At 67.7% G+C, this 20,206-nt stretch carries 14 protein-coding genes and 4 pseudogenes; 7 read left to right on the plus strand and 11 right to left on the minus strand.

Annotated features, from left to right (window positions below; all coding sequences use genetic code 11):
- Position 1 precedes the first annotated feature (1 nt).
- Together OG507_RS39275 and OG507_RS39280 are read right to left on the minus strand one after the other, a co-directional pair.
- Positions 2-2,146, minus strand: a complete 2,145-nt coding sequence (locus OG507_RS39275) for a xanthine dehydrogenase family protein molybdopterin-binding subunit (RefSeq protein ID WP_327365066.1) — start codon at positions 2,144-2,146, stop codon at positions 2-4.
- Positions 2,143-2,643, minus strand: a complete 501-nt coding sequence (locus OG507_RS39280) for a (2Fe-2S)-binding protein (protein WP_327365065.1) — start codon at positions 2,641-2,643, stop codon at positions 2,143-2,145. The genes OG507_RS39275 and OG507_RS39280 overlap by 4 nt, the downstream gene beginning before the upstream one ends.
- 686 nt (positions 2,644-3,329) lie before the next feature.
- On the opposite strand from OG507_RS39280, the gene OG507_RS39285 reads away from it, so the two are divergent.
- Complete coding sequence (locus OG507_RS39285; protein ID WP_327372240.1) at positions 3,330-3,926, plus strand: TetR/AcrR family transcriptional regulator; 597 nt, start codon at positions 3,330-3,332, stop codon at positions 3,924-3,926.
- A 335-nt stretch (positions 3,927-4,261) separates the two neighbouring features.
- Here the strand turns inward: OG507_RS39285 and OG507_RS39290 are convergent.
- From OG507_RS39290 to wrbA, 5 genes and pseudogenes are all read right to left on the minus strand, one after another.
- Positions 4,262-4,466, minus strand: a pseudogene (locus OG507_RS39290) (hypothetical protein); the annotation flags it as partial.
- A 231-nt stretch (positions 4,467-4,697) separates the two neighbouring features.
- Positions 4,698-4,816 (minus strand): annotated as a pseudogene (locus OG507_RS39295) (transposase); the annotation flags it as partial.
- 275 nt (positions 4,817-5,091) lie between these two features.
- Positions 5,092-6,183: a zinc-binding dehydrogenase gene (locus tag OG507_RS39300; protein WP_327365063.1), complete on the minus strand. Its 1,092-nt coding sequence runs from the start codon at positions 6,181-6,183 to the stop codon at positions 5,092-5,094.
- A 141-nt stretch (positions 6,184-6,324) separates the two neighbouring features.
- The gene (locus tag OG507_RS39305; protein WP_327365062.1) at positions 6,325-7,074 is read right to left on the minus strand and encodes an SDR family NAD(P)-dependent oxidoreductase; all 750 of its coding nucleotides are present in this window, start codon (positions 7,072-7,074) and stop codon (positions 6,325-6,327) included.
- 96 nt (positions 7,075-7,170) lie between these two features.
- On the minus strand, positions 7,171-7,791 hold the full coding sequence (gene wrbA, locus OG507_RS39310; protein ID WP_327365061.1) for an NAD(P)H:quinone oxidoreductase: 621 nt from the start codon (positions 7,789-7,791) through the stop codon (positions 7,171-7,173).
- Between the two features lie 797 nt (positions 7,792-8,588).
- Between wrbA and OG507_RS39315 the strand changes: the two genes are divergently transcribed.
- Positions 8,589-11,003: a SpoIIE family protein phosphatase gene (locus OG507_RS39315; protein WP_327365060.1), complete on the plus strand. Its 2,415-nt coding sequence runs from the start codon at positions 8,589-8,591 to the stop codon at positions 11,001-11,003.
- A gap of 462 nt (positions 11,004-11,465) precedes the next feature.
- Here OG507_RS39315 and OG507_RS39320 read toward each other — a convergent pair whose 3' ends face one another.
- Together OG507_RS39320 and OG507_RS39325 are read right to left on the minus strand one after the other, a co-directional pair.
- Positions 11,466-12,374, minus strand: a complete 909-nt coding sequence (locus OG507_RS39320; protein WP_327365059.1) for a TIGR03619 family F420-dependent LLM class oxidoreductase — start codon at positions 12,372-12,374, stop codon at positions 11,466-11,468.
- A 297-nt stretch (positions 12,375-12,671) separates the two neighbouring features.
- Positions 12,672-13,682 carry a hypothetical protein gene (locus tag OG507_RS39325; RefSeq protein ID WP_327365058.1) on the minus strand — a complete coding sequence of 337 codons (1,011 nt, stop codon included), beginning with the start codon at positions 13,680-13,682 and terminating at the stop codon, positions 12,672-12,674.
- A 375-nt stretch (positions 13,683-14,057) separates the two neighbouring features.
- On the opposite strand from OG507_RS39325, the gene OG507_RS39330 reads away from it, so the two are divergent.
- The 5 genes and pseudogenes from OG507_RS39330 (at position 14,058) to OG507_RS39350 (ending at position 19,086) form a co-directional block, all read left to right on the plus strand.
- A complete protein-coding gene (locus OG507_RS39330; RefSeq protein WP_327365057.1) occupies positions 14,058-15,245 on the plus strand; it encodes a CE1758 family FMN-dependent luciferase-like monooxygenase in 1,188 nt (395 codons plus the stop codon).
- 2 nt (positions 15,246-15,247) lie between these two features.
- On the plus strand, positions 15,248-15,997 hold the full coding sequence (locus tag OG507_RS39335; protein ID WP_327365056.1) for a CE1759 family FMN reductase: 750 nt from the start codon (positions 15,248-15,250) through the stop codon (positions 15,995-15,997).
- A 288-nt stretch (positions 15,998-16,285) separates the two neighbouring features.
- Positions 16,286-17,243, plus strand: a pseudogene (locus OG507_RS39340) (ISAzo13 family transposase); the annotation flags it as partial.
- A gap of 113 nt (positions 17,244-17,356) precedes the next feature.
- The gene (locus OG507_RS39345; protein WP_327365055.1) at positions 17,357-17,791 is read left to right on the plus strand and encodes a hypothetical protein; all 435 of its coding nucleotides are present in this window, start codon (positions 17,357-17,359) and stop codon (positions 17,789-17,791) included.
- A 464-nt stretch (positions 17,792-18,255) separates the two neighbouring features.
- Positions 18,256-19,086 carry an IS5 family transposase gene (locus OG507_RS39350; RefSeq protein ID WP_327365054.1) on the plus strand — a complete coding sequence of 277 codons (831 nt, stop codon included), beginning with the start codon at positions 18,256-18,258 and terminating at the stop codon, positions 19,084-19,086.
- On the opposite strand, the gene OG507_RS39355 is transcribed toward OG507_RS39350, so the two are convergent.
- Complete coding sequence (locus tag OG507_RS39355) at positions 19,004-19,570, minus strand: hypothetical protein (RefSeq protein ID WP_327365053.1); 567 nt, start codon at positions 19,568-19,570, stop codon at positions 19,004-19,006. The two genes, OG507_RS39350 and OG507_RS39355, sit on opposite strands and share 83 nt — an antisense overlap.
- 151 nt (positions 19,571-19,721) lie before the next feature.
- Positions 19,722-20,183 (minus strand): annotated as a pseudogene (locus tag OG507_RS39360) (IS3 family transposase); the annotation flags it as partial.
- Between the last annotated feature and the right edge of the window lie 23 nt (positions 20,184-20,206).

Consider the following 20,206-nt stretch of genomic DNA (forward strand, 5'->3'; position numbering starts at 1 on the left):
CTCAGTCGGGCATCGCGGCGACGATCTGCTCCTCGGTGAGCGGCAGCGAACGCACGCGCACGCCGAGGGCGTCGTAGAGGGCGTTGGCGATGGCCGCGGCCGTCGGACCCTGCGCCGTCTCGCCGACACCGAGGGGCGGATTTCCGTCGCCAGGCATCAGTTCGACATCGACCGAGGGGACCTCGGAGAAGCGCAGGATCGGATAGCTCTCCCAGTCCTCGCTGGTGACCGTCATCCGGTCGAAGCGCATGCGTTCCTTCAGCGTCCAGCTGGTGGCCTGAATGGCGCCGCCCTCGATCTGGTTCCGCGCGCCGTCCGGGCTGATGACCAGCCCCGCGTCCACGGCCAGGGTCAGCCGCCGTACCCGGACCTCGCTCACCGCCTCCACCTCGGCGACCACCGCGCAGTATGCGGAGGTGTTCTTGTAGCGGGCGTAGGCGATGCCGTGCCCCAGGGATTCCGACGGCCGCCAGCTGTCCCATGCCGCACGCCGTGCGACGGTCTCGATGAGGGCACGCGCCCGGGGGTCGGTCAGGTGCGCGAGACGGAACTCCACCGGATCCCGTCCTGCCTCCAAGGCGAGTTCGTCCATGAACGACTCAGCCGCGAACACGTTGACGAAGGCGCCGAGCGACCGCAATGAGGAGGTTCGCAGCGGGCTGGGCAGGACCCGGTGGTTGACCGCCTTGCGGTACCCGAAGTCGTAACCGGGGACTGAGTTGCGCCCGGCTGCGCCGCCATGGGTGAGGGGCGCCTCCGGCCCCGACTCGATTTCCTTGCCACCTTCGCGGTGGCTCGCGGCCAGCAATCCGATCGAAGGCGTCATCCCGGGCCGGGTGATGTGACTGTTGCCCCAGATCTCCTGCTCCCAGGCCAGTACCTCTCCGCCGGTGCCGACGTCGGCGGCGACCCTCACCACTGCTGCCGGCCCGAAGGGGGACCAGCCCAGTTCGTCGGCGCGCGACCACACGACCTGTACGGGGCGGCCCGGAACTGCAAGGGCGAGCAGGGCCGCGTCCATGGCGCTGTCGTCCGCACCGTTGTGGCCGTAGCAGCCCGGTCCCTCGACGTGGGAAACGGTGATCTGCTTCTCGCTCATGTCGAGTGCCCGGGCCAGCTCCTGACGCAGGATGTAGACACCCTGACTGTGTGTCCAGACAGCGAGCCGGGCCTCGCCGTCCTCAGTGGTGAGGAGCGCGGTTGCGCTGGAAGGCCCCATTGACGCGTGTGCGATGTACGGGCGGTGGTATGTGGCTTCGTGGGACCGGGTCACCGCGGACGCGGCGGGGCGCTCGCCCTGGTCGGCGAGCAGAGTGGTCTCACGGGGGGCGGTGGTGAGGAACGTCGGCAGGTCGTCCTCGTCCGGGAGCGTCGGCGACTGCTGCCACACCGCGTCCTTGCGCAGGAGCTCCACAGCTCGCAGGGCCACTTCCTCCCGATCCGCGATCACCGCAAGGAAATTCCCGTCGCGCACGGTCGTCACGACCCCGGGCACGGCCAGGGTCGGCTCGGTGTCCACGGTATCCAGCGTGGCGCCCCGTGACGGCGGCCGCACGATCCGGCCGAACAGGAGCCCCGGGAGCACGAGGTCGTGTGCGAACCGGGGCCTGCCGGCCAGTTTGTCCGGCAGGTCGACGCGGGGCGCGTTGGTGCCCACCACCCGGTAGGCCGACTCGGACTTCGGTGCGACCGTCGCGGTAGCGGGCCGGTCGAGCAGTGCGTCGTCAGCCAGCTGCCAGTAGGTCGTGGTCCGCCCGTCAGTCGCGGTGATGCGCCCGTCGTCGACGGTCAGCTGCGTGGCATCGCACTGGAGGAGGGCCGCGGCGCGGTCCAGGTAGACCGCCCGGGCCTCCGCGCACGCGAACTGCAGCGCGGCACCGGAGTGCTGAATGGAAAGGCTGCCCGCCGTGAGCCCCTCGTTGGGGCTGACGCCGGTGGCGGCCGCCGTCATCCGCACCCGGGACACGTCCACGTCCAATTCTTCGGCGGCGATCTGCGCGAGGGCGGTGAGCACTCCCTGGCCGATCTCCACCTTGCCGGATCGGACCTCCACCTGGCCCTCCGGAAGGATGCGCAGCCAGCTGGACAACCAGGGGTTCGCTGCCAGGGACGGGGGCATCGCGGGTGTCGCCGGCGTTGTGGTCATCGGCCGGCCTCCGCTCGCATCTCGGCGGCGGCGATGAGGACCGCTCCCACCAACCGGTTGTGAGCGCCGCACCGGCACAGGTTGCGGTCCAGGGCCTCGCGCACCTCGTCCTCCGACGGATTGTCGTTCTCTTCCAACAGAGCGGCCGCTGCCATCACCACGCCGGAGACGCAATACCCGCATTGCGCCGCCTGTGTCTCCGCGATCGCCCGGGTGACCGGGTGGGACTCGCCAGCGGTACCCAGGCCCTCGATCGTGGTCACCTCTTTGCCGTTGAGCGACCACACCGGGGTGTCGCATGAGAAGGTCGGATGACCGTCGACGAGGACGAAGCAGGCACCGCAGAGACCAAGCCCACACCCGAAGCGGGTGCCCTTGAGGCCCAGATGATTGCGGAGCGCGTAGAGCAGCGGTGTCTCCTCCTCGGTACGCACCTCCCGCTCCTGCCCATTCACCCGAAGGGCGATGGGGACAGGGCCGCCAGCGTTCTGATCCATCACGGCCGCCTCACTTTCTTTCCCTTGCGCGCAGATCCCGCTCTGTACGTACAGCGGGGCCCGTCCGGCCCGGTACAACCGGACCCGGTAAGTGCTACCGCCGTACCGCGAGGTACTGCGACAGCCCGTTAAGTCGAGACCGAACACCCAGTAAAATTAAGGCACCACCTCGACTTTAGTCGAGGAAATCCTCCGCTTGCAAGTTCTGTCCGCGATGCCGAGAGCCGCCCGCTCGACTGCAGGCTTGCCGGTCGCCGGTGGAGGTCGCGGAGCGTTCAACCGAGCCTGGAGTCTCCCGGCGGGTTCCGCGACCGAGGCGGCGTCGTGGATCTCGGGAGCCCGCGTGGTGGACCGCCACGCTGGACGCGGTCCGGCTGGACCCGCGGATGACACCACTGCTCCACTGTGCGACGTGCAGCGGTTCCAGGAATTCGCACCGTCGGAGGAGCAACTACGGCGCCCCACGGACAGCAGCCGCGAACGAGGGGTGCACGCGGCAGACCCGTCGGCACTGTGCAGTTGGGCGTTGGTGTCCCGCAGCCGGCTTCTGGTGCGGCCCGGTGGGCATGGCCGCCGGGGAGGTGGGGGCAGCCCCTGAGCGAGAGGCTACACTCGTCGTCCGCCCGGTCAGGCTACAGACGGAGACTTAAGTGAGTGATGTGTCTCGCAGCGACTCTGCATTCAGGGTGTCGCGGCCGCATCGTGCGGATGCTCTGCGGAATTTCGATGCCCTTTTGGCTGCTGCGAGAGAATCTTTGGCGGAGGGTGGTCCGACAGTCCCTCTAGAGGATATCGCTCAGCGGGCAGGAGTGGCGATCGGAACGCTGTACCGGAACTTCCCCACGCGTCAGCACCTCTACCACGCCGTCTTTGCAGAGGAAGTCGAGCGGCTCTGCGAGTTCGCGGCTCAGGTGGCCGATCTCCCGGCCTGGCCGGCGTTTGAGGCATGGAGTCGCCGTTTCATCGGATACGACGCAACCAAACAGGCCATACAGGGGACGCTGGATCGCAATTCGGAAATTTTCAGGGCTGGACGAGAAGCTCTGCGAGCCGCTGGGGAACCGCTTTTCCGCAGGGCGCAGGAGGCAGGGGCCATCCGTCCGGATGCCCGGTTGGAAGATGCCATTCGCCTTGTTGTCAGCGTGGCGGCGGGATCGTTCGCGGATGACGCGCAACGCGAGCGCGTGCTCTGCCTGGCGTTCGACGGCATCCGGGGAGCGGGGCGAGACGCGGACGGCCCGGAAGACGCTCTGGGATCGCCATCCGGGGCGAACGCGAGGTGAAGGGCCACTTCAAGGTGCCGGACGTGCAGTAGCTCAGCGCGCGGGGACCTCGCCGTCATGTCGCAGTATCGGGATGAGTGAACGCGGCCCGTGTCCGAGCGACTACTGATCCGAACGTGGTTGCCAACCTGCCGCTGGGCCCGACCGGCGGCGGACGGCAGCGCACGGCGAGCGCCATACCCCACTGCCGCATCTACAGACATGTCATGCACTCCGCCGAACCGGACGATGTCACGGCCACATGTGCCACGGCCCCGCCGTTCACGGCTCCCCCGACCGCCTTCTGCCGAGCCTGGTCGCGCAGGCGGGACGATGGCGGAGACCACGCAGCAGACACCGGGCCGCGTCCGCAGCATTCCCCGTTCGATGGTGAACACCATGTTGCACAGGTCCCTGTTCTATAGTGGCCCTCCAGGATCCGCAGGAGATCGTGGAGCCGGGCGCGAGCCCCAGCGGGTCCATGTGCTCGAGTTCCGCCGGCGGCACGGCGTTGAGGACGTCGGACATGACGTCCTCTCCCTGCGCGTCGGGTAGGTAGTCCCGTAGCTGCCGGGTCGCCGATCAGGGCGCGGGAGACCATCGGGGCGGTGTCCGACAGAGGACGCCGTGCACAGCCCGCTCACTGCCGGGCTTCTTCCCTACGGCCTGGACCACCGCATTGCGGATACCGCGCCAATCGCTGCACGGCGGACACGTCGTGTCGGCCGGAGTCTGGCTGCAGGGCACTGCCTTGTTCGACAGCGCCGAGATCCGGAGGAAATGGCGAGGCTAAAGGTCGGGCGAGTAGGCGGGCAGCAGGAACACCGCCAGCCATGCACGCGCTTGGCGATGAACTCGCGTATGGCGTGGGAGACGTGGGTGTTCAGACGGTCCCAGACCAGCACGATGGGCGTCGGCCTCATCCAGCCCCATCACAACGGGCGCACCGAGGGGGTCAACACGCGAACCAAGAGGATCATGCGGCAGATGCACGGCCGAGTTGGCGCTCTCCGCCAACACTTCCTCCTCCAGTGACTACCACGCACCGCTACTACCGATTACAGGACAGAGTCATCCGGTACGCCGTCCCGGAGAAGGCCGACAGCCAGGCCGCCCGCCTGCGCAAAGGGCTCACGCGGCGGACGGCCACCCGGCTTCGGCGAGGAGCGCTACAAGAACCGGGCCATTACGGCACGATCACGGCCTTGAGCGGCTCGCCGCGTCCGACGGAGTCCAACGCGTCCTGCGCCTGCTCGAGGGAGAAGCGGTGGGTGACCATTTCGGCGAGCGGGAACCGCTGGTGGCACATCCGGGTGATCTGGATCGTGTTGTACATGTGCCGCGGCGTCGTGTAGGCCGAGCCGATGACGCTGATGTTGCGGTTGTTGAGGTAGCGCGGCTCGACCGGCGAGGTGCCCGGCGCGGACCAGAGGCCGAGGATGACGTATGTACCGTTGGTGGCGACGAGCGGGAGACCTTCGGTGAACGCGGGGACCCTGCCGGCGGCCTCGATGATGACGTCCGCGCCGCGGCCGTCCGTGATCTCCATGACCGCGGCGGCCCGTTCCTGCTCGGTGGTCTTCGTCACGTCGATGACGGTGGTGGCCCCGAGCTTCTCGGCCATCTCGAGCCGGTTGGCGGGTGCGCCGAGGACCGTGACGCTCCCCGCGCCGGCGAGGTGCGCCAGGAGTGTGGCTGCGAGGCCGACGGGGCCGGAGCCCTGCACGATGACGTTCTGCCCGTACTGGATGCCGCCCAGCCGGTCGAGGGCGTGCAGCGCGGTGGGCATGGCGCAACCGAAGGCGATGAGGGCCTCGGCCGGGACGTCCTGCGGGATCTTGAAGAATGTCATGCCGTCCGGCAGCCAGGCGTACTCCGTGTAGGTCCCCACCGGCGGCTTGTCCCCGTGCTGGTGCAGCTGGTACGTGACCAGGTTGGGGCACATGGACACGTCTTCCAGGACGGTGCAGTAGTAGCAGCGGTAGCACGGCAGCGCCGGCTGCCAGTAGACGAGGTCTCCCACCGCGACGGGCTCTCCGGCGTAGTCGGTGGTGACCTCGGAGCCGAGTTCCTCGATACGGCCGATGGCCTCGTGCCCGAGGACCATCGGGTTGGGCAGCGTGATGTCGCCGGACTGGAGGTGGTGGTCCGTGCCGCAGACGCCGGACATCTCGACCGAGACGATGACGTCACGGCTGGATGCGGACGGGGTGGGGCGCTCCCAGATCTCCAGGGGAGAACCGGGCTTTACCAGTACGGCGCGCTTGACGTTGCGCATGATCTGCGACTCCTTTTCTCTTCTGATGGGTGCCGGGGCCAGGTCGTCCGGCGACGCCGCCGGACGGCCTGGCCCGGGGTGAGACGTTTTCGCGCAGCCTCCGTCGGCCCCAGAGGGGCTGACGGAGGGCCGGTGGATGGGTCAGCGGGCGTAGCCGCCGTCGGCCATGATCGTCTGGCCGGTCACGAAGGCGGCGTCGTCGCTGGTGAGGAAGGCGATGGTGCCGGTGAGGTCTTCGGGAAGGCCGTTGCGCTTGATGGCCTGGGCCTGGGCGGCGGCGTCGCGAGCTTCCTGGGGGTGGACCTGCTGGCTGCCGGGGGTGATGGTCAGGGTCGGGCCGACGGCGTTGACGGTGATGCCGAAGGGCGCGAGGTCGTTGGCCAGGCCGCGGCTGAAGCCGATGTTGCCCATCTTGCTCGCCATGTAGTGCGAGAGGCCGGGGATGTTGGTGACGATGGAGTTGGAGGTCAGGTTGACGATGCGGCCCCAGCCGCCCTTCTTCATGGTCGCCAGTACGGCCTTGACCATGAGGAACTGCGAGTCGAGGTTGACCGCGAGCACGCGCTTCCAGGTGTCGTAGTCCAGGTCCTCGATGTCGCGGAAGGGGAAGATGCCGGCGTTGTTGACCAGGATGTCGGCCCGGCCGAAGCGGTCGGCGACTTCCTGTCCCACGGCCGCGGTCTGCTCCGGGCTGGACACGTCCGCTGTGAGACCGAGTGCGGTGTGGCCCTTGTCGGCGAGCAGGGCGACGGTTTCGTCAGGGCTGGTGAGGTCGACGGCGACAACGGTCGCGCCGCGCGCCCCGAGGTCGACGGCGATGGCCTGGCCGATACCGCGTGCGGCGCCGGTGACGACGGCAACGCGGCCCGTGTGTGTCTGCGGAACTGACATGTCAAAACTCCATGTGTTGTGAACTGATTTGGTTTCGTGCCTCGTTCAGAGGTGCCCGGGGCTCGTGTTGTCCGGGCATCCACGCCCGGGGGACCTTCACGCCGCGCGGCCGGCCTTCATGATCCGGGTGACGTCGGCGATGCGCCGGCCCTGGAAGGTGGCGGCGGCGCGGGCCGTGCTGTCGACGGGGAACTGCGCGTCGGCACCGGTCACGTGCGAGGTGCCGTAGGGGTTGCCGTCGACGAACTTCACGGGGTCGGTGAAGCCGGGGGGCACGATGAACCCGCCGAAGTGGTAGATGGAGTTGTAGAGCGCCAGCAGGGTGGACTCCTGGCCGCCGCGCAGCTGCGCTGTGGAGGTGAAGGCGCTGTACACCTTGTCGGCGAGCAGGCCCTGGGCCCACAGGCCGCCGAGGGTGTCCAGGAACTGCTTGAGCTGGCTGGCGACGTTGCCGAAGCGGGTGGGTGTGCCGAATATGACGGCGTCGGCCCAGGTGATGTCGTCCGGCGTGGCGACCGGGATGTGCTCGGTCGCGGCGGCGTGGTCGGCCCACGGCTGGACGCCCGCGATCACTTCCTTGGGCGCGAGCTCGGCGACGCGCAGCAGACGTACGTTGGCTCCTGCCTCGGACGCACCGGTGGCGATGGTCTCCGCCAGCTGGTGAATGGTGCCGGTGGAGGAGTAGTAGATGACTGCGACGTTGGGTGTGTGGGGCATGGTGGTTCCATTTCGGTGCTGAACGCCTGAGCCCGGGGGCTCCGGCGCGTGGGGGAGGGAGAAGCCAAGTCGGCCGACGGTCCTCCCGGCATGTCGCGCGTACACGACACGGCGACCGGCCGGACTGAAATGCCGTAGAAGTGCGTGCGCAAGCAATTAAATATCAGGTGGGGCGTTTGCGCCATGGGACGAACGACCTACTACTCGAGCTGTAGGCGCTTATCGCCGTGGCCGCGCCGGCGGTGCCGCGGCCTCGGGCGCTGGGACGAGCGCGGCAACCAGGACTCTTGCCCTGACCGCGGCGTTCCCGCGGGCCACTCTCGAGCGGCTGCGCAAAATCAATGGCCTACGACCCGGACAACGTCTCTCCAGGCTTCACCATCCCGCTGGCCACGCAAGGGCGACCCCCACACCGCGGCGGCGCACCGGCACCCCCGGGCCGGCCGGCCGCAGGACGTGAGCACCGCCTCTCGCATCCGGAGGCGGCGCGGCTGCGACGCGCGGGCGAAGGGAGGGCCTGCGATGAGCGAAGCGGGGCCGGCGGCCGACGCGCACCACCCGGAGGGCGTGGCACTCGGCCCACCGGGGACGCTGGGCGGAACTGCGCAGCTGCTGTCTGGACCGCCAGTCGTGGCAACCCCGGGCTTGCCGGGGGACGGTACCGGGCGCACCGCAAGAGATCTGACTAGGCTGAACATGAGACGCGCCGGTGGGCGGCCTTCAACGCGAACCAACCGGCGGCGACCTGCAGTGACATTGAGCCCTCAAGTATCACTATGTGTGACAGGACTGAGGAAATGGGCAAGTCTCCGGCGAGCCGTCTCGCGCCTGGCGATGAGAAGATCGCCGGCTTCGTTCTCGACGACCATGGTCTTGTCTCGGCATGGAGCGCCGGAGCTGAGGCGCTCTTCGGTTACAGCTCGTTCGACGTCGTCGGACAGCCGGCAGCCGTGCTGTGGCCGGAGGTATTCGCGGAACCGACTTCGGGGAACGCCTCTGGGCCGACGCTGGGGTCTGCTCCGGCCCTCCGTGCTGTGCTCACCGGCCGGGACGGACGCCCCGCCGATGTTGTTCTGCACACGTCGCGGTTGCTCGAGCCCGGAGGGCCCGGGATCGAGGGCACCGTTGTCATCGCGGTGCCCGCGCCCCCCTCGCCCGTTGCGGAGGGCCAGGCGATCTTGGAGGCGCTCTTCACTCAAGCGCCGGTCGGTATCGCCGTCTACGACCGGGACCTGCGCTTTGTGCGGGTCAATGCCGCCCTGGAGCACATCCACGGTTTTCCCGAGGAGCGGGCGCTCGGTCGTTCCATCCGCGATGTTCTTCCGGGGCTCGATGCCGCGGCGGTCGAGTCCCGGCTCAAGAAGGTCCTGGAGACGGGCCGGCCGGTCGTCAATGCCGTTCATCGCGGGCGCACCCCCGCAGATCCGGAGCGGGACCATGTGTGGAATGTGTCCTCCGTGGTCCTGACGGGACCGGACGACAGCGTTCTCGGTGTGACCGACTTGATCATTGACATCACCGACCGGTACCAGGCTCGTGAGCGTCTGTCGCTCATCGGCGAGGCCGCCGTTCGTATCGGCACGACGCTTGACGTGCCGCGCACGGCGGACGAACTCGTGGACATGCTCGTTCCGCGCTTTGCCGACATTGCGGTGATAGACCTCTTGGACAGCGTCATGGCGGGGGCAGAGCCGGAGCCGATGCGCATTGGCCCGGTCGGGGTGCGTCTCGCTGCGCGCAGGGCCACCAACCCCGTCGTCTTCGAGGGGTTCGCGCAGCGGGGGGAGCTGCACGATTTTCCCCCTGACTCGCCTCATGTGCAAAGCCTCATGGACGGGCAACCGAGGCTGATTCCGGTCGTCGACCCTGATGCCGACTGGATGCAGCATTCTGCTGACCAGCGGATCCGGGCCGTCCACAGACACGAGATCGGCTCCTTGATTCTCGTACCTCTGCGTGCCAGGGAGGCGACCTTGGGTTTCGTCCATATGTATCGGGGGCATGCGAAGCCCTTCGAGGCGGATGATCTTGTTCTTGCTCAGGAGATCGTCGCGCGCGCCGCTGTGTGCGTGGACAATGCGCGCCGATACACGAACGAGCACCGAGCGGCCCTCACCCTCCATGCGAGCATGTTGCCGCGCAGCGTCGCCGATCAGAGCGCGGTCGAGGTGGCGCACCACTACCGCCCGTCGCGCGTGCACGCGGGAGCCGGTGGCGACTGGTTCGATGTGATTCCCCTCTCGGGTGCGCGGGTGGCCCTGGTCGTGGGCTCGGTGCCGGGCAAGGGGTTCCAGGCGGCCGCGTGCATGGGGCACATCTGCTCCGCGATCCGCACGCTGGCGCAGGTGGAACTCACTCCGGACGAGTTGCTGGGCCAGATCGACGACATGGTGCCGCGGCTCCTCGAGCGCGAACACGCCACCGGATCCGCAGCCGTGGTGGAGGCGTTGAAGGGCTCGACCTGCCTGTACGCCGTCTACGACCCCATCTCACGACACTGCGTGATGGCGAGCGCCGGTCATCCTCCGCCCGCCATCGTCGGCCGGGATGGGGAGGCGGTGTTTCCCGAGCTGCCGATCAACGCTCCGCTCGGTCTGGGAGACCCGGTGTTCGAGCCATTGGAGGTGGAACTCGACGAGGGCAGCACCCTGGTGCTCTGCAGTCAGCGCCTCCCGTACCCCGCCGACACGGCCGACGGGCTCGCGTCCCGGCTCGGCACGGTCATCGCCAGCCGTAGCCGGCCACTCGACGACACGTGCAGAGCCATCACCGACCTGGTCGCTTCCGGCCTCACAAAGGAAGACGGCTTGGCAGTGCTCCTCGCCCGGACTCGCACACTCGACCCCGAGAAGGTGGCCGTATGGACGGTGCCGCCGGTACCCGAGGCCGTTGGCGACATGCGCCCACTCGTACTGCAGAAACTTCAGCAGTGGGGGCTGGAGCACCTGGCCTTCGCCTCCGAGCTCATCGTCAGTGAGCTCGTCACCAATGCCATCCGCCACGGCCGTGATCCGATACAACTCCGGTTGGTCCTCGACCGGACACTGATCTGCGAGGTCAGCGACGCGGCAAACAGCTCGCCGCACATCCGCCGAGCAGCCACCACCGACGAAGGAGGACGCGGGCTCTTCCTCGTCGCCCAATGCTGCCATCGCTGGGGAACCCGCTACGCCCCACTGGGCAAGACCATTTGGGCCGAACAGATCCTGTGAGCTGAGCGCTCGCGGCGGTCGGGCCAAGTTCGTGGCGCTGGTGAGGGCGTTGCTATCCACCACAAGTTCATGATCAAGGACGGCTACCCCGTGTCACCGCCGACTACGGGCCAGACCCGTTCTTTGAGCCCTGTCTCACATCCGGTGGTAACAGCCAGTGAGGCCGAATGCGCAGAGTAACAACTGCAGGTCGGCCCGCAACGTGACGCTGCCAAAGCCTCGCGGAGCAGCTTCAGGCTGGAAGCCGGCAAGGGCCGGGAGGGTCCCGTCGATCCGCAGCAGAGTACTTCGGGACGGTCTTCAGCGACATGACATTTCGTTACCATCGGATATGAGACAGAGCCGTTCTTTTTACAACCCCGTCTTCGGCGAGAGGGTCTGTCCGTGCGGTCCCGGTCCCTCGGGAAACCCGGAGGGGCGCGCTGTGGCTGTTTCCTTGCGGGGCATGGGCACGACTCAGGATCAGCCGCGTCCGATGAGTGTCATCATCCGCGTGACCAGTTCCAGTGAGGCGTCGATGTGGGGCAGGGACATGGATTCCACCATGAAATGCTGGATGCCGGTGCGTTCGGCAAGGGACTTGATCGCGTCGGCGACCTGGGTGAGCGGGGTCCCTTCGACGATGTTGACGCGCATGATCGTGTCGATCTGCGATGGGTCGCGTCCTGCCGCTGTGGCGAACCCGTCGATGACCGCACGCTGTGCGAGTACGACGTCAGCGTCCACGAAGACAGGAACTATGGACGCCGGCAGCCAGCCGTCGGCGCGCTCTCCGATGCGCTTGAGCGCGGCACTGGCCCCGGTCGGTGCGCCAATGTAGAAGGGAGGACGGGGCCTCTGCACGGGTTTCAGCGGAGAGTGCTGCAGCGGAAGGTCCAGGTGCCGGCCGTGGTATTCCACTGGGTCCTCGGTCCAGAGCAGCTCCAGCGCATCGAGCATCTCGTTGGTCCGGGCGCCGCGCTTGCTGAAGTCCAGGTTCGCTGCCGTGAACTCCTCGGGTGACCAGCCGACACCGAAGCCCGGAATGAGGCGTCCTCCACTGATGAGATCGATCGTGGTAAGGCTGCGTGCCAACTGCACGGGTGCGTAGATGGGAGCGATCAAAACGTTGGTGCCCAGCTGTACCCGCTCGGTCGTCGCAGCTGCAACGCCGAGCAGCACAAATGGGTCCGCGGCAGTCCGGTACTCCACTGGAATCGTGGTGTCACCCGCACCGCCGATTCCGATTGTGGGATTGACTGCCGCGAAGTTCCGATCCCCTACCCACAGGCTTGCCGCGCCCGCCTTCTCCGCTTCTCGGGCGAAATCGGCTGTCTGGGAGACCTGATGGGCCACATGGTTCAGGTACGGAAGTGCAAAACCAATCTTCATGACGACCTTCGTTCACTGCAGAGAGATGACTGCTTCAACGGATACATATGCCCTGATCTGCGGATCCCGTAGACCCCGTGAGGGGCGTGCCCGGCAAGCGTTCGGGCCGCCGTGAGGTGCGGACTGCCAACAAGGGTGCCGTGAGAACTCAAACTGCTTGCGTCCGCACGTGTGATGCTTGCGCCCCAGCCTGGCGCGCCCAGCTGCACGTGGGAGCGAAGAGGCCACTCGCTTCGGCTTGCAGCTGGGCGGATGGGGCCGGCTCCCGTGGGGAGCCGGCCCGGCGCGGGGTGGGGGTCAGCCGAGGATCGTGGCGGCCTGGACCTGGCCGATGGCCGTTTCCTGCCACAGGGCGCTGTCCCAGGTGGACGTCATGCGGGTGATCAGGCCGTTCGTGCCAAGTTCGAGCGCGGTGGCTCCCAGCGGCAGTGGGGTGCGGCTGATCCACTCGAAGGCGCCGCCCTGGGCGCTGCCGACAGTGTGTCGCAGGGTGACGTTCCGACCGTAGGGGAGGGTCGCCAGGGTGTGGCTGAGGAACTCCTCGGCCCGGCCCCGGCCGATCACCTGGGTGTGCAGGGCCATGTCCTCGAGGACGACGTCCGGGTCCAGGAGCATGGCGGTCTTGGCCGCGTCCCCGGCTGCCAGCGCGGCTACCAGTTTGCTGACGACCGCCCGGAGGGCCGGAGCGGCGGTCTGGCCGACCGTCTTCTCTCCGAAGTCGGTGGGGAACTGGTCGACGGGGACGCGCATGTCGTCGACGCCCTTGACGGTGAGGGAGCGTCCGTCCCAGTGGTCGACCCAGCGGACGACCTTGCCGTGGTGGAAGTTGATGGTGCCGATGGCTCGCAGTTCGCGGCCGAACAGTTCCGGTGAGTCGGTGAAGAAGACCACGGCGCTGTTGTCGTCGCCGACGATGCGGGTCGGGTAGGCCATGGCGGAGTCGGGCCAGGTCGGCATGAGCTGGGCGAAGAGGTCGTACAGGTGCTGCCAGTCGGGGAAGGCCCAGCCGACGGTGGCGTCGGTGTAGACGATCGATGTGCGTGAGAAGTGCGCCATCAGGCGGTCGACGTCGGTTCCGGACTTGGCCTCGAAGTAGGAGGTGAAGAAGTCCGCCAGCCAGGGTGTGGCCCGGCTGACGTCGACGTCGTGTCCCATCACCTTGATCGTGCGGGGAGGCCGGTAGGCGGTCTTGGGGGTCGCGGCGGCAGAGCCGACGCCGATGCCCGTCATGGCCGTGGCGGCCAGCATCCCGCCGAGCAGCGTTCGACGGCCCGGACTGGCGGAGCCTTCAAGGGAGGAGAACTTCATCGATTACTCCAGTGATCGTCCCTGCGGCAAAGTGCCGTCGGCTCCTGAGGCCGGGGCGCGCGGTGAAGCACCCGCCGCCGCGGGGGTCTTGATCGCGACAGTAATAGAAGATGCGTACGCAAGCAACATTTGCGGGGTATATTTGCTCGCGCCGCACCTTGCATGACTCGGCGGTCCCGCTGAACGCCCAGCCGGCGTCTCCCTGGATGGCAGGATTACCGGTTCGCCCGATACGGCCCGGCTGTGCCGGCAGGACAAGTTCTCTGGCGGCCATACCGCGAGATGGGCGAGAACGGGGCCGTCGCATCGCCGCCCCGTCCAGGTCCGCGTAATCGTCGTACGGCGACCTCACGCGCTCAGAAAGGCAGCACAACGATGGAATTCGGAATATTCTCGGTCAGCGACGTGACCCGTGACCCCGTCACGGGCTACACCCCGAGCGAGGCGGAGCGCATCGACGCGATCGTGCGTATCGCCAAGCGCGCGGACGAGGTGGGTCTGGATGTCTTCGCCATCGGCGAGCACCACAACCCGCCGTTCTTCTCGTCCACCCCGACCACGCTCCTCGGCCACATCGCGGCCATCACGGAGCGGATCACGCTGAGCACCTCCGTGACCTTGATCACGACCAATGACCCGGTGCGGATCGCCGAGGAGTACGCGATGCTCCAGCACCTGGCCAAGGGGCGGGTCGACCTGATGGTCGGCCGGGGTAACACCGTCCAGGTCTACCCGTGGTTCGGTCAGGACATCCGCAAGGGGGTCCACCTCGCCTTGGAGAACTACAACCTGCTGCACCGGCTCTGGCGGGAGGACGTGGTCGACTGGGAGGGCGAGTCCCGCTCCGCGCTGCAGGGTTTCACGTCCACCCCGCGTCCGCTCGACGACGTTCCGCCGTTCGTGTGGCACGGATCCATCCGCACCCCCGAGATCGCCGAGCAGGCCGCCTTCTACGGCAACGGCTTCTTCGCCAACAACGTCCTGGCGCCCTACGGGCACTTCGACCAGCTCATCTCCTTCTACCGCGACCGCTTCGCCCACTATGGGCACGGCACGCCCGAACAGGCGATCGTCGGCCTCGGCGGTCATGCCTTCATCGCCAGGAAGTCACAGGACGCGGTCAACCGGTTCCGCCCCTACTTCGAGGCCTTCCCGCTGTTCAGCGGCAACTCCCTCGACGACTACATGGAGGCTACGCCGCTGTCGGTGGGCAGCCCCCAGTTGGTCATCGACAAGACCATGGACTTCCGGCAGCGCTACGGCGACTACCAGCGCCAGCTGTGGAACATCGACCTCCTGGGACTGCCCGTCGAAGCCGCCCTTGAGCAGGTCGAACTCCTCGGCACCGAGGTCGTCCCCGTGCTCCGCAAGGAGATGGCGGCCACTCGGGCGCCCGGTGTCCCCGAGACGCCGACCCACGCGAGCCTGGTCAAGGCGAAGTACGGCGACGCCGAGCCCCGCCAGCCGCGCCCGAACCCCAACCGCGGCGACAACGTGACCGGCACCTCGCCGTACGAGGACAGCACCCCGGCGTTCGCCGCCCGCTACCCCGAGATCGGCTGACCATGACCGACGACACGGCACACCCTCAGGCCGATCGGGAGCAGCCGGCCCATCCATCGCTCTCTCTCGTGGTCGTCAGCGGCGGGACCGGCAATCCCTCGTCGTCCCGGTTGCTGGCCGACCGCATAGCGCAGAAGACCGCTGACCTGCTCCGCATACAAGGCCGCGCCCTTACGATCCAGGTCATCGAACTTGCCCCCATCGCCGTGGACATCGCGCAGGCCATCGTCTCCGGCTTCCCCGGCGAACGGCTCCTGGCGACGATCCGGCAGCTCGCCGCCGCGGACGGCGTGATCGCATCCTCGCCGGTCTACACCGCCGGCATCAGCGGACTGTTCAAGTCGTTCTTCGACGTGCTCGACAACGACCTGATCGTCGCCAAACCCCTGCTGCTGGCCGCGACGGCCGGAAGTGCCCGCCACGCACTGGTCGTCGACGACCACATGCGCCCTATGCTCGCATTCATGCGCACACTGACAGTACCCACCTCGGTCTTCGCCGCACCGGAGGACTGGGGCGACTCGGCCCTCGGCGCGCGCATCGGCCGCGCGGCCACCGAACTCGCGGTGTTGATGAGCTCGGGCGTCGGCGCCGCGATCGCCGACAACGCCTGGTCCAGCTACCAGCATCACTTCGGCGGGAACGCGACACGCACGGAGCAGACTGCGGCGGACGTCGACTTCGACTCCCCGCTGATGAGACTCGCCGCCGGCGGCGCCCCGCCCCCTCAAAGTGACCAGTCGGCTACCTGACCTCAGGGCACCGCTGACCTACGCGGTGAACGGCAACGGCAACCTCGCTCCCAACGGAGCGGGGGTGCCACTGTTCCAGCCCGCGAGGCGGCATCAATCGGGGCCGGAGGTCCAGGAGCGGGGAACGCATAGTTCCCCGCTCCACTGCGGCGTGGCCGCGCTGACCGGCGCCGAGCAGCTCGCCGGCGAAGTGGCCGCCCTGCTGCCGCCTGGGGGCTTGCAATTGAATAACTGTCAGTTTTGATCTGAAGCATCGTCATCGTCAGGGTGCCGGTGGGAGGCTGCGGCATGGCTACGCATCCCCACCCCCGTACAGCGGCCGAAGCCCTGCAGACAAAGTTCGACCAGATCCTGCCGCACCTTGATGAGCGCCGTCGTCGGCTCTATCTGGCCAGCGAGGCCACCGCGATCGGCCACGGCGGCATCACTCTGGTGGCGGCGGCCTCCGGTACCAGCACCGCCACCATCGCACGCGGCATCGCCGAGCTGGCCGGGCAGCCTGCACCGACCCGTCGGATCCGGGTTCCGGGAGGCGGCCGCAAGCCTTTGACGACCACCGATTCCGGTCTACTGCCGGCACTCGAGGCGTTGATCGAGCCGCACACTCGCGGCGACCCCGTCTACCCGCTGCGCTGGACCACGCTGTCGCTGCGCGCCTTGGCATCGTCGTTGACCGACCAGGGCCACCCGGTCAGCGCCACGACCGTCGGGCACCTGCTGCACACCCTGGGCTACAGCCTGCAGGGCACCGCGAAGACCCACGAGGGCGTCGGCCATCCGGACCGCGATGCCCAGTTCGCCCACCTGAACCGCACCGCCGCCGCCTTCCTCAACGACAACCAGCCGGTGATCAGTATCGACACCAAGACCAAAGAGGCTCGGCGACCGCGACCGGTCCGGCCGCACCTGACGACCGGGCGGAAACCCGATCAAAGCGGACTGCCATACCTTCATCACCAGCGACCAGCCGGTAGTCATCCCCTTCGGGATCTACGACATTGCCCACAACAGCGGCTGGGGCAACATCGGAACCGATCATGACACCTCCGAGTTCGCGGTGGAGTCCATCCGCCGCTGGTGGCAGCACGGCGGACAAGCTGACCACCCGGACGCCACCCGGCTGCTGATCACCGCCGACTCCGGCGGCTCCAACGATCCCCGCCGCTGGACATGGAAGTAGCATCTGCACGCCTTCGCGCAGGAGAGTGGGCTCGAGATCACGGTCTGCCACTTCCCACCTGGCACACAATGCCGTTGTTTGACTACTGAACTATCGTCGCCTGCAGTGTGATGGTCCTGGCGGGTGCGTGGCGTGGTGGGGCTTTCGGTTTGTCCTTCGGCCGGTAGGAGTACAGCGAGTTGCCGTTTCAGGAAGCGGTCTGCCTCTCGCAGTCGGCAGGTGCCACTGTCGAGTTTCCGGCGGACCTTGGCCGCCAGCGCGGTCAGGAACCGGCGGATCTTCGACGGGGTGTCGGCGAGCTGGCGGACCACGCTGCGTCGGGTGTGCTTGAGGACCTTGACGAACGAGATGCGGTCCGGGTCGATGCCGTTGCTGTCAGCGAGTTGCATGATGATGCCGGTCAGGCAGTGGTGCACGACCAGGTGCGCCCACACTTCCTGGCTTACCAGCTGCGGGTCGGTGGATCGCAGAACTTCCTGCCGGCCCCGCTGGAAGGTCTTGATCTGCCGATAGGCCGATTCCACCTGTCGGGTAGGTGCGGCGCATTGCTGCGCCGTACCCCCCTCAGAACCGGACGGGCGGCGTTGACCGTATCCGGCTCAAGCAGGCCCTGAAGGCCCACGGGCAGCCAGATTTGCCGGTCCACGGCTACCGCGCCAGCGGTGGCAGTGGACGTGAATCAGTCGGAAGGCGACACGATCGTCCGGCTGACCTGCGTCCGGGATGAGGGTGAGCGCGTTGCCGCGCACCGCCGTCCGGGTCGCCCGTAGCCACTGCTCCCATTCCTGGGGGCTTTGCGGCTCTGAGTGCGTTGTGGCAAACCGGATCTCGTTCGAAGCCCGCGGTGCGGGTGATCATTCGGACAGAGATGCCGGTGCGGTCGTGGGCATAGAGAAACGGGCCCCTTGGTAGTGACGTGGTTGTTGAGGCCGGTCACGAGCAAGGAGGCCCGTTGTCGGACGAGTTGACCATCTCTGCTGTGCCTGCGTCCACTGCGGTCACCCTTGGGTGTGACTGCTACGTGCACCGGTTCGGTTCGATCGCTGCGGGGCGGCGGGCAGGCTGCTATCCGAGTGACATGACGGACGCGGAGTGGGCCGAGGTCCGCTCCGTGATGCCGGTGCCGGCCTGGCTCCTGAAGCGGGGCGGGCGCCCGGAGGCGTTTTGCCATCGCGAGATGCTCGACGCGGTGCGCTACCTCGTCGACAACGGTGTGAAGTGGACGGCTCTGCCGGTCGACTTCCCGTACTGGCGGGCGGTCTACGATTTCTTCCGCCGCTGGCGGTCCTACGACTACGTGCGTGAGCTGTACGAACGCCTGCGACGCTCGGCGAGGGAACGCACGGGCCGCAACGCCGAGCCCAGTGGGGGGATCATCGACAGTCAGTCGGTGGACGCCTCCGAAACCGTCGGTGAGGACAGTCGCGGATACGACGGCGGCAAGTCATGTGACGGCCGCAAGCGCCACATCCTGACCGACACAGAGGGCCTGCTCCTGGAGGTCACCGTGACCACAGCGGATGTGCATGACTCCAAGGCCGCCCCGGCGCTGCTGGAGGCATTCATGGAACAGCCGGGCCGACTGCTAAAACTGGTGTGGGTCGACAGCGCCTACCAGGGTCCGGCGCTGGCGAAGGCGTTCGCCCGCCACGGGGTGCGGATCGAGGTCGTGCGCCGGTCCGACGGACAACGCGGATTTGTCGTACTGGCCCGCAGGTGGGTGGTGGAGCGAACGCTGAGCTGGCTCTCCCGCTCACGCCGCCTCAACCGCGACCACGAACGCCGCCCCGATCACCACCAGCAGATGGTGTGGTGGGCCGCCGTGATCAGGCTGTCGAGGCGCCTGGCCGCAGACGCTCCGCGCTGGCCGGAGAAGCGTCCCGAGCGACTGCTCCCGGCGCCGGCGTGAACCGCCCGTCCTCCGCCCGCAGCAGCCAGCCCCGCTTCTCCAGCACGTTGGCACGGTGACGGATCTTCTCCACCTCGTTCTTGATCTCCGCCTCCCGGCCCACCGCCCGGGTCAGCTCCACCCCGTTCACCGGCCCCGAAGCGGCCACCACCGCGGCGAACACCTCCCGATACACGCCGCTGAGCACCTCCTCACCGATGCCCGGCCGCCACACCGGCGGCCGCCCACCATGCACCGGGCCTGAACCGTTCGGTCCCCCAGCGGCAGCCACCTCACCACCAGACAGCACAGAAACCGGCGTATCCACCGCGCTCTCCTCGGCCAGCACCGACACCAGCTCCTCACGCCCCACCCGGGCCCGCTCGACCCGCTCCCGCGCGGCATCCACCTCCGCCTGAGCCTGCTCGAGGACCTCCGTCCAGGACTCCAGCTCCTGCCTCGCCCGCGCCTCACGCCGCTCCATCAACCCCAGCACCGACGGCATCACAACCTCCTCGATCAACAACAAGCCGTCCGCTGCCTGCCCCTACCCCTCCACGATCACACCCCGCACACGAAGAAGCCCCTGCTCATCGAACAGGGACTCCCTTTGCCACAACGCACTGAGGCGTCCCCCGGGGTGTGGACACAGGGGCTCATGCCGCGATTGAGAGTTTAGCTGCTCGCAGATGCTGCTGTTCGAACTCCACCGGTGAGAGGTAGTTGAGGGCACTGTGGCGTCTGCGGGCGTTGTAGTAGGTCAGCCACTGGAAGATTTCCTGCCTCGCCTGACGCATCGTCGAGAACAGCCTCTGGTGCATCGTCTCCCTCTTGAGCCCCTGCCAGAATGACTCGGCGAGGGCGTTGTCGTAACTCGAGCCGACCCGGCCCATGCTCCTGCGGATCCCGAAACCGTCGCAGACCTGTGCGAACGCGGCAGCGGTGTACTGCGAGCCCCTGTCCGCATGAAAGATCACGCCGTCCACGTGCCCGCCGCGGGCCGCCACCGCCATCTTGAGGGCGTCGATGACCAGCTCGGCCCGCATATGGGTGGCCATCGAGTAGCCGAGCACCCGGCGTGAGCAGATGTCCAGGACGCAGGCGAGATACAGCCACGCCCCGCTGAAGTTCCCCCGTGATG

Origin of the sequence: Streptomyces sp. NBC_01217 (assembly GCF_035994185.1) — a bacterium.
Classification (GTDB): domain Bacteria; phylum Actinomycetota; class Actinomycetes; order Streptomycetales; family Streptomycetaceae; genus Streptomyces.

Bases quoted from the DNA above. Each gene is read 5' to 3' on its own strand.
- OG507_RS39275 (WP_327365066.1), bottom strand. From the start codon at position 2,146: ATGACCACAACGCCGGCGACACCCGCGATGCCCCCGTCCCTGGCAGCG.
- OG507_RS39280 (WP_327365065.1), bottom strand. From the start codon at position 2,643: ATGGATCAGAACGCTGGCGGCCCTGTCCCCATCGCCCTTCGGGTGAAT.
- OG507_RS39300 (WP_327365063.1), bottom strand. From the start codon at position 6,183: ATGCGCAACGTCAAGCGCGCCGTACTGGTAAAGCCCGGTTCTCCCCTG.
- OG507_RS39305 (WP_327365062.1), bottom strand. From the start codon at position 7,074: ATGTCAGTTCCGCAGACACACACGGGCCGCGTTGCCGTCGTCACCGGC.
- wrbA (WP_327365061.1), bottom strand. From the start codon at position 7,791: ATGCCCCACACACCCAACGTCGCAGTCATCTACTACTCCTCCACCGGC.
- OG507_RS39315 (WP_327365060.1), top strand. From the start codon at position 8,589: ATGGGCAAGTCTCCGGCGAGCCGTCTCGCGCCTGGCGATGAGAAGATC.
- OG507_RS39320 (WP_327365059.1), bottom strand. From the start codon at position 12,374: ATGAAGATTGGTTTTGCACTTCCGTACCTGAACCATGTGGCCCATCAG.
- OG507_RS39325 (WP_327365058.1), bottom strand. From the start codon at position 13,682: ATGAAGTTCTCCTCCCTTGAAGGCTCCGCCAGTCCGGGCCGTCGAACG.
- OG507_RS39330 (WP_327365057.1), top strand. From the start codon at position 14,058: ATGGAATTCGGAATATTCTCGGTCAGCGACGTGACCCGTGACCCCGTC.
- OG507_RS39335 (WP_327365056.1), top strand. From the start codon at position 15,248: ATGACCGACGACACGGCACACCCTCAGGCCGATCGGGAGCAGCCGGCC.
- OG507_RS39350 (WP_327365054.1), top strand. From the start codon at position 18,256: ATGACGGACGCGGAGTGGGCCGAGGTCCGCTCCGTGATGCCGGTGCCG.
- OG507_RS39355 (WP_327365053.1), bottom strand. From the start codon at position 19,570: ATGCCGTCGGTGCTGGGGTTGATGGAGCGGCGTGAGGCGCGGGCGAGG.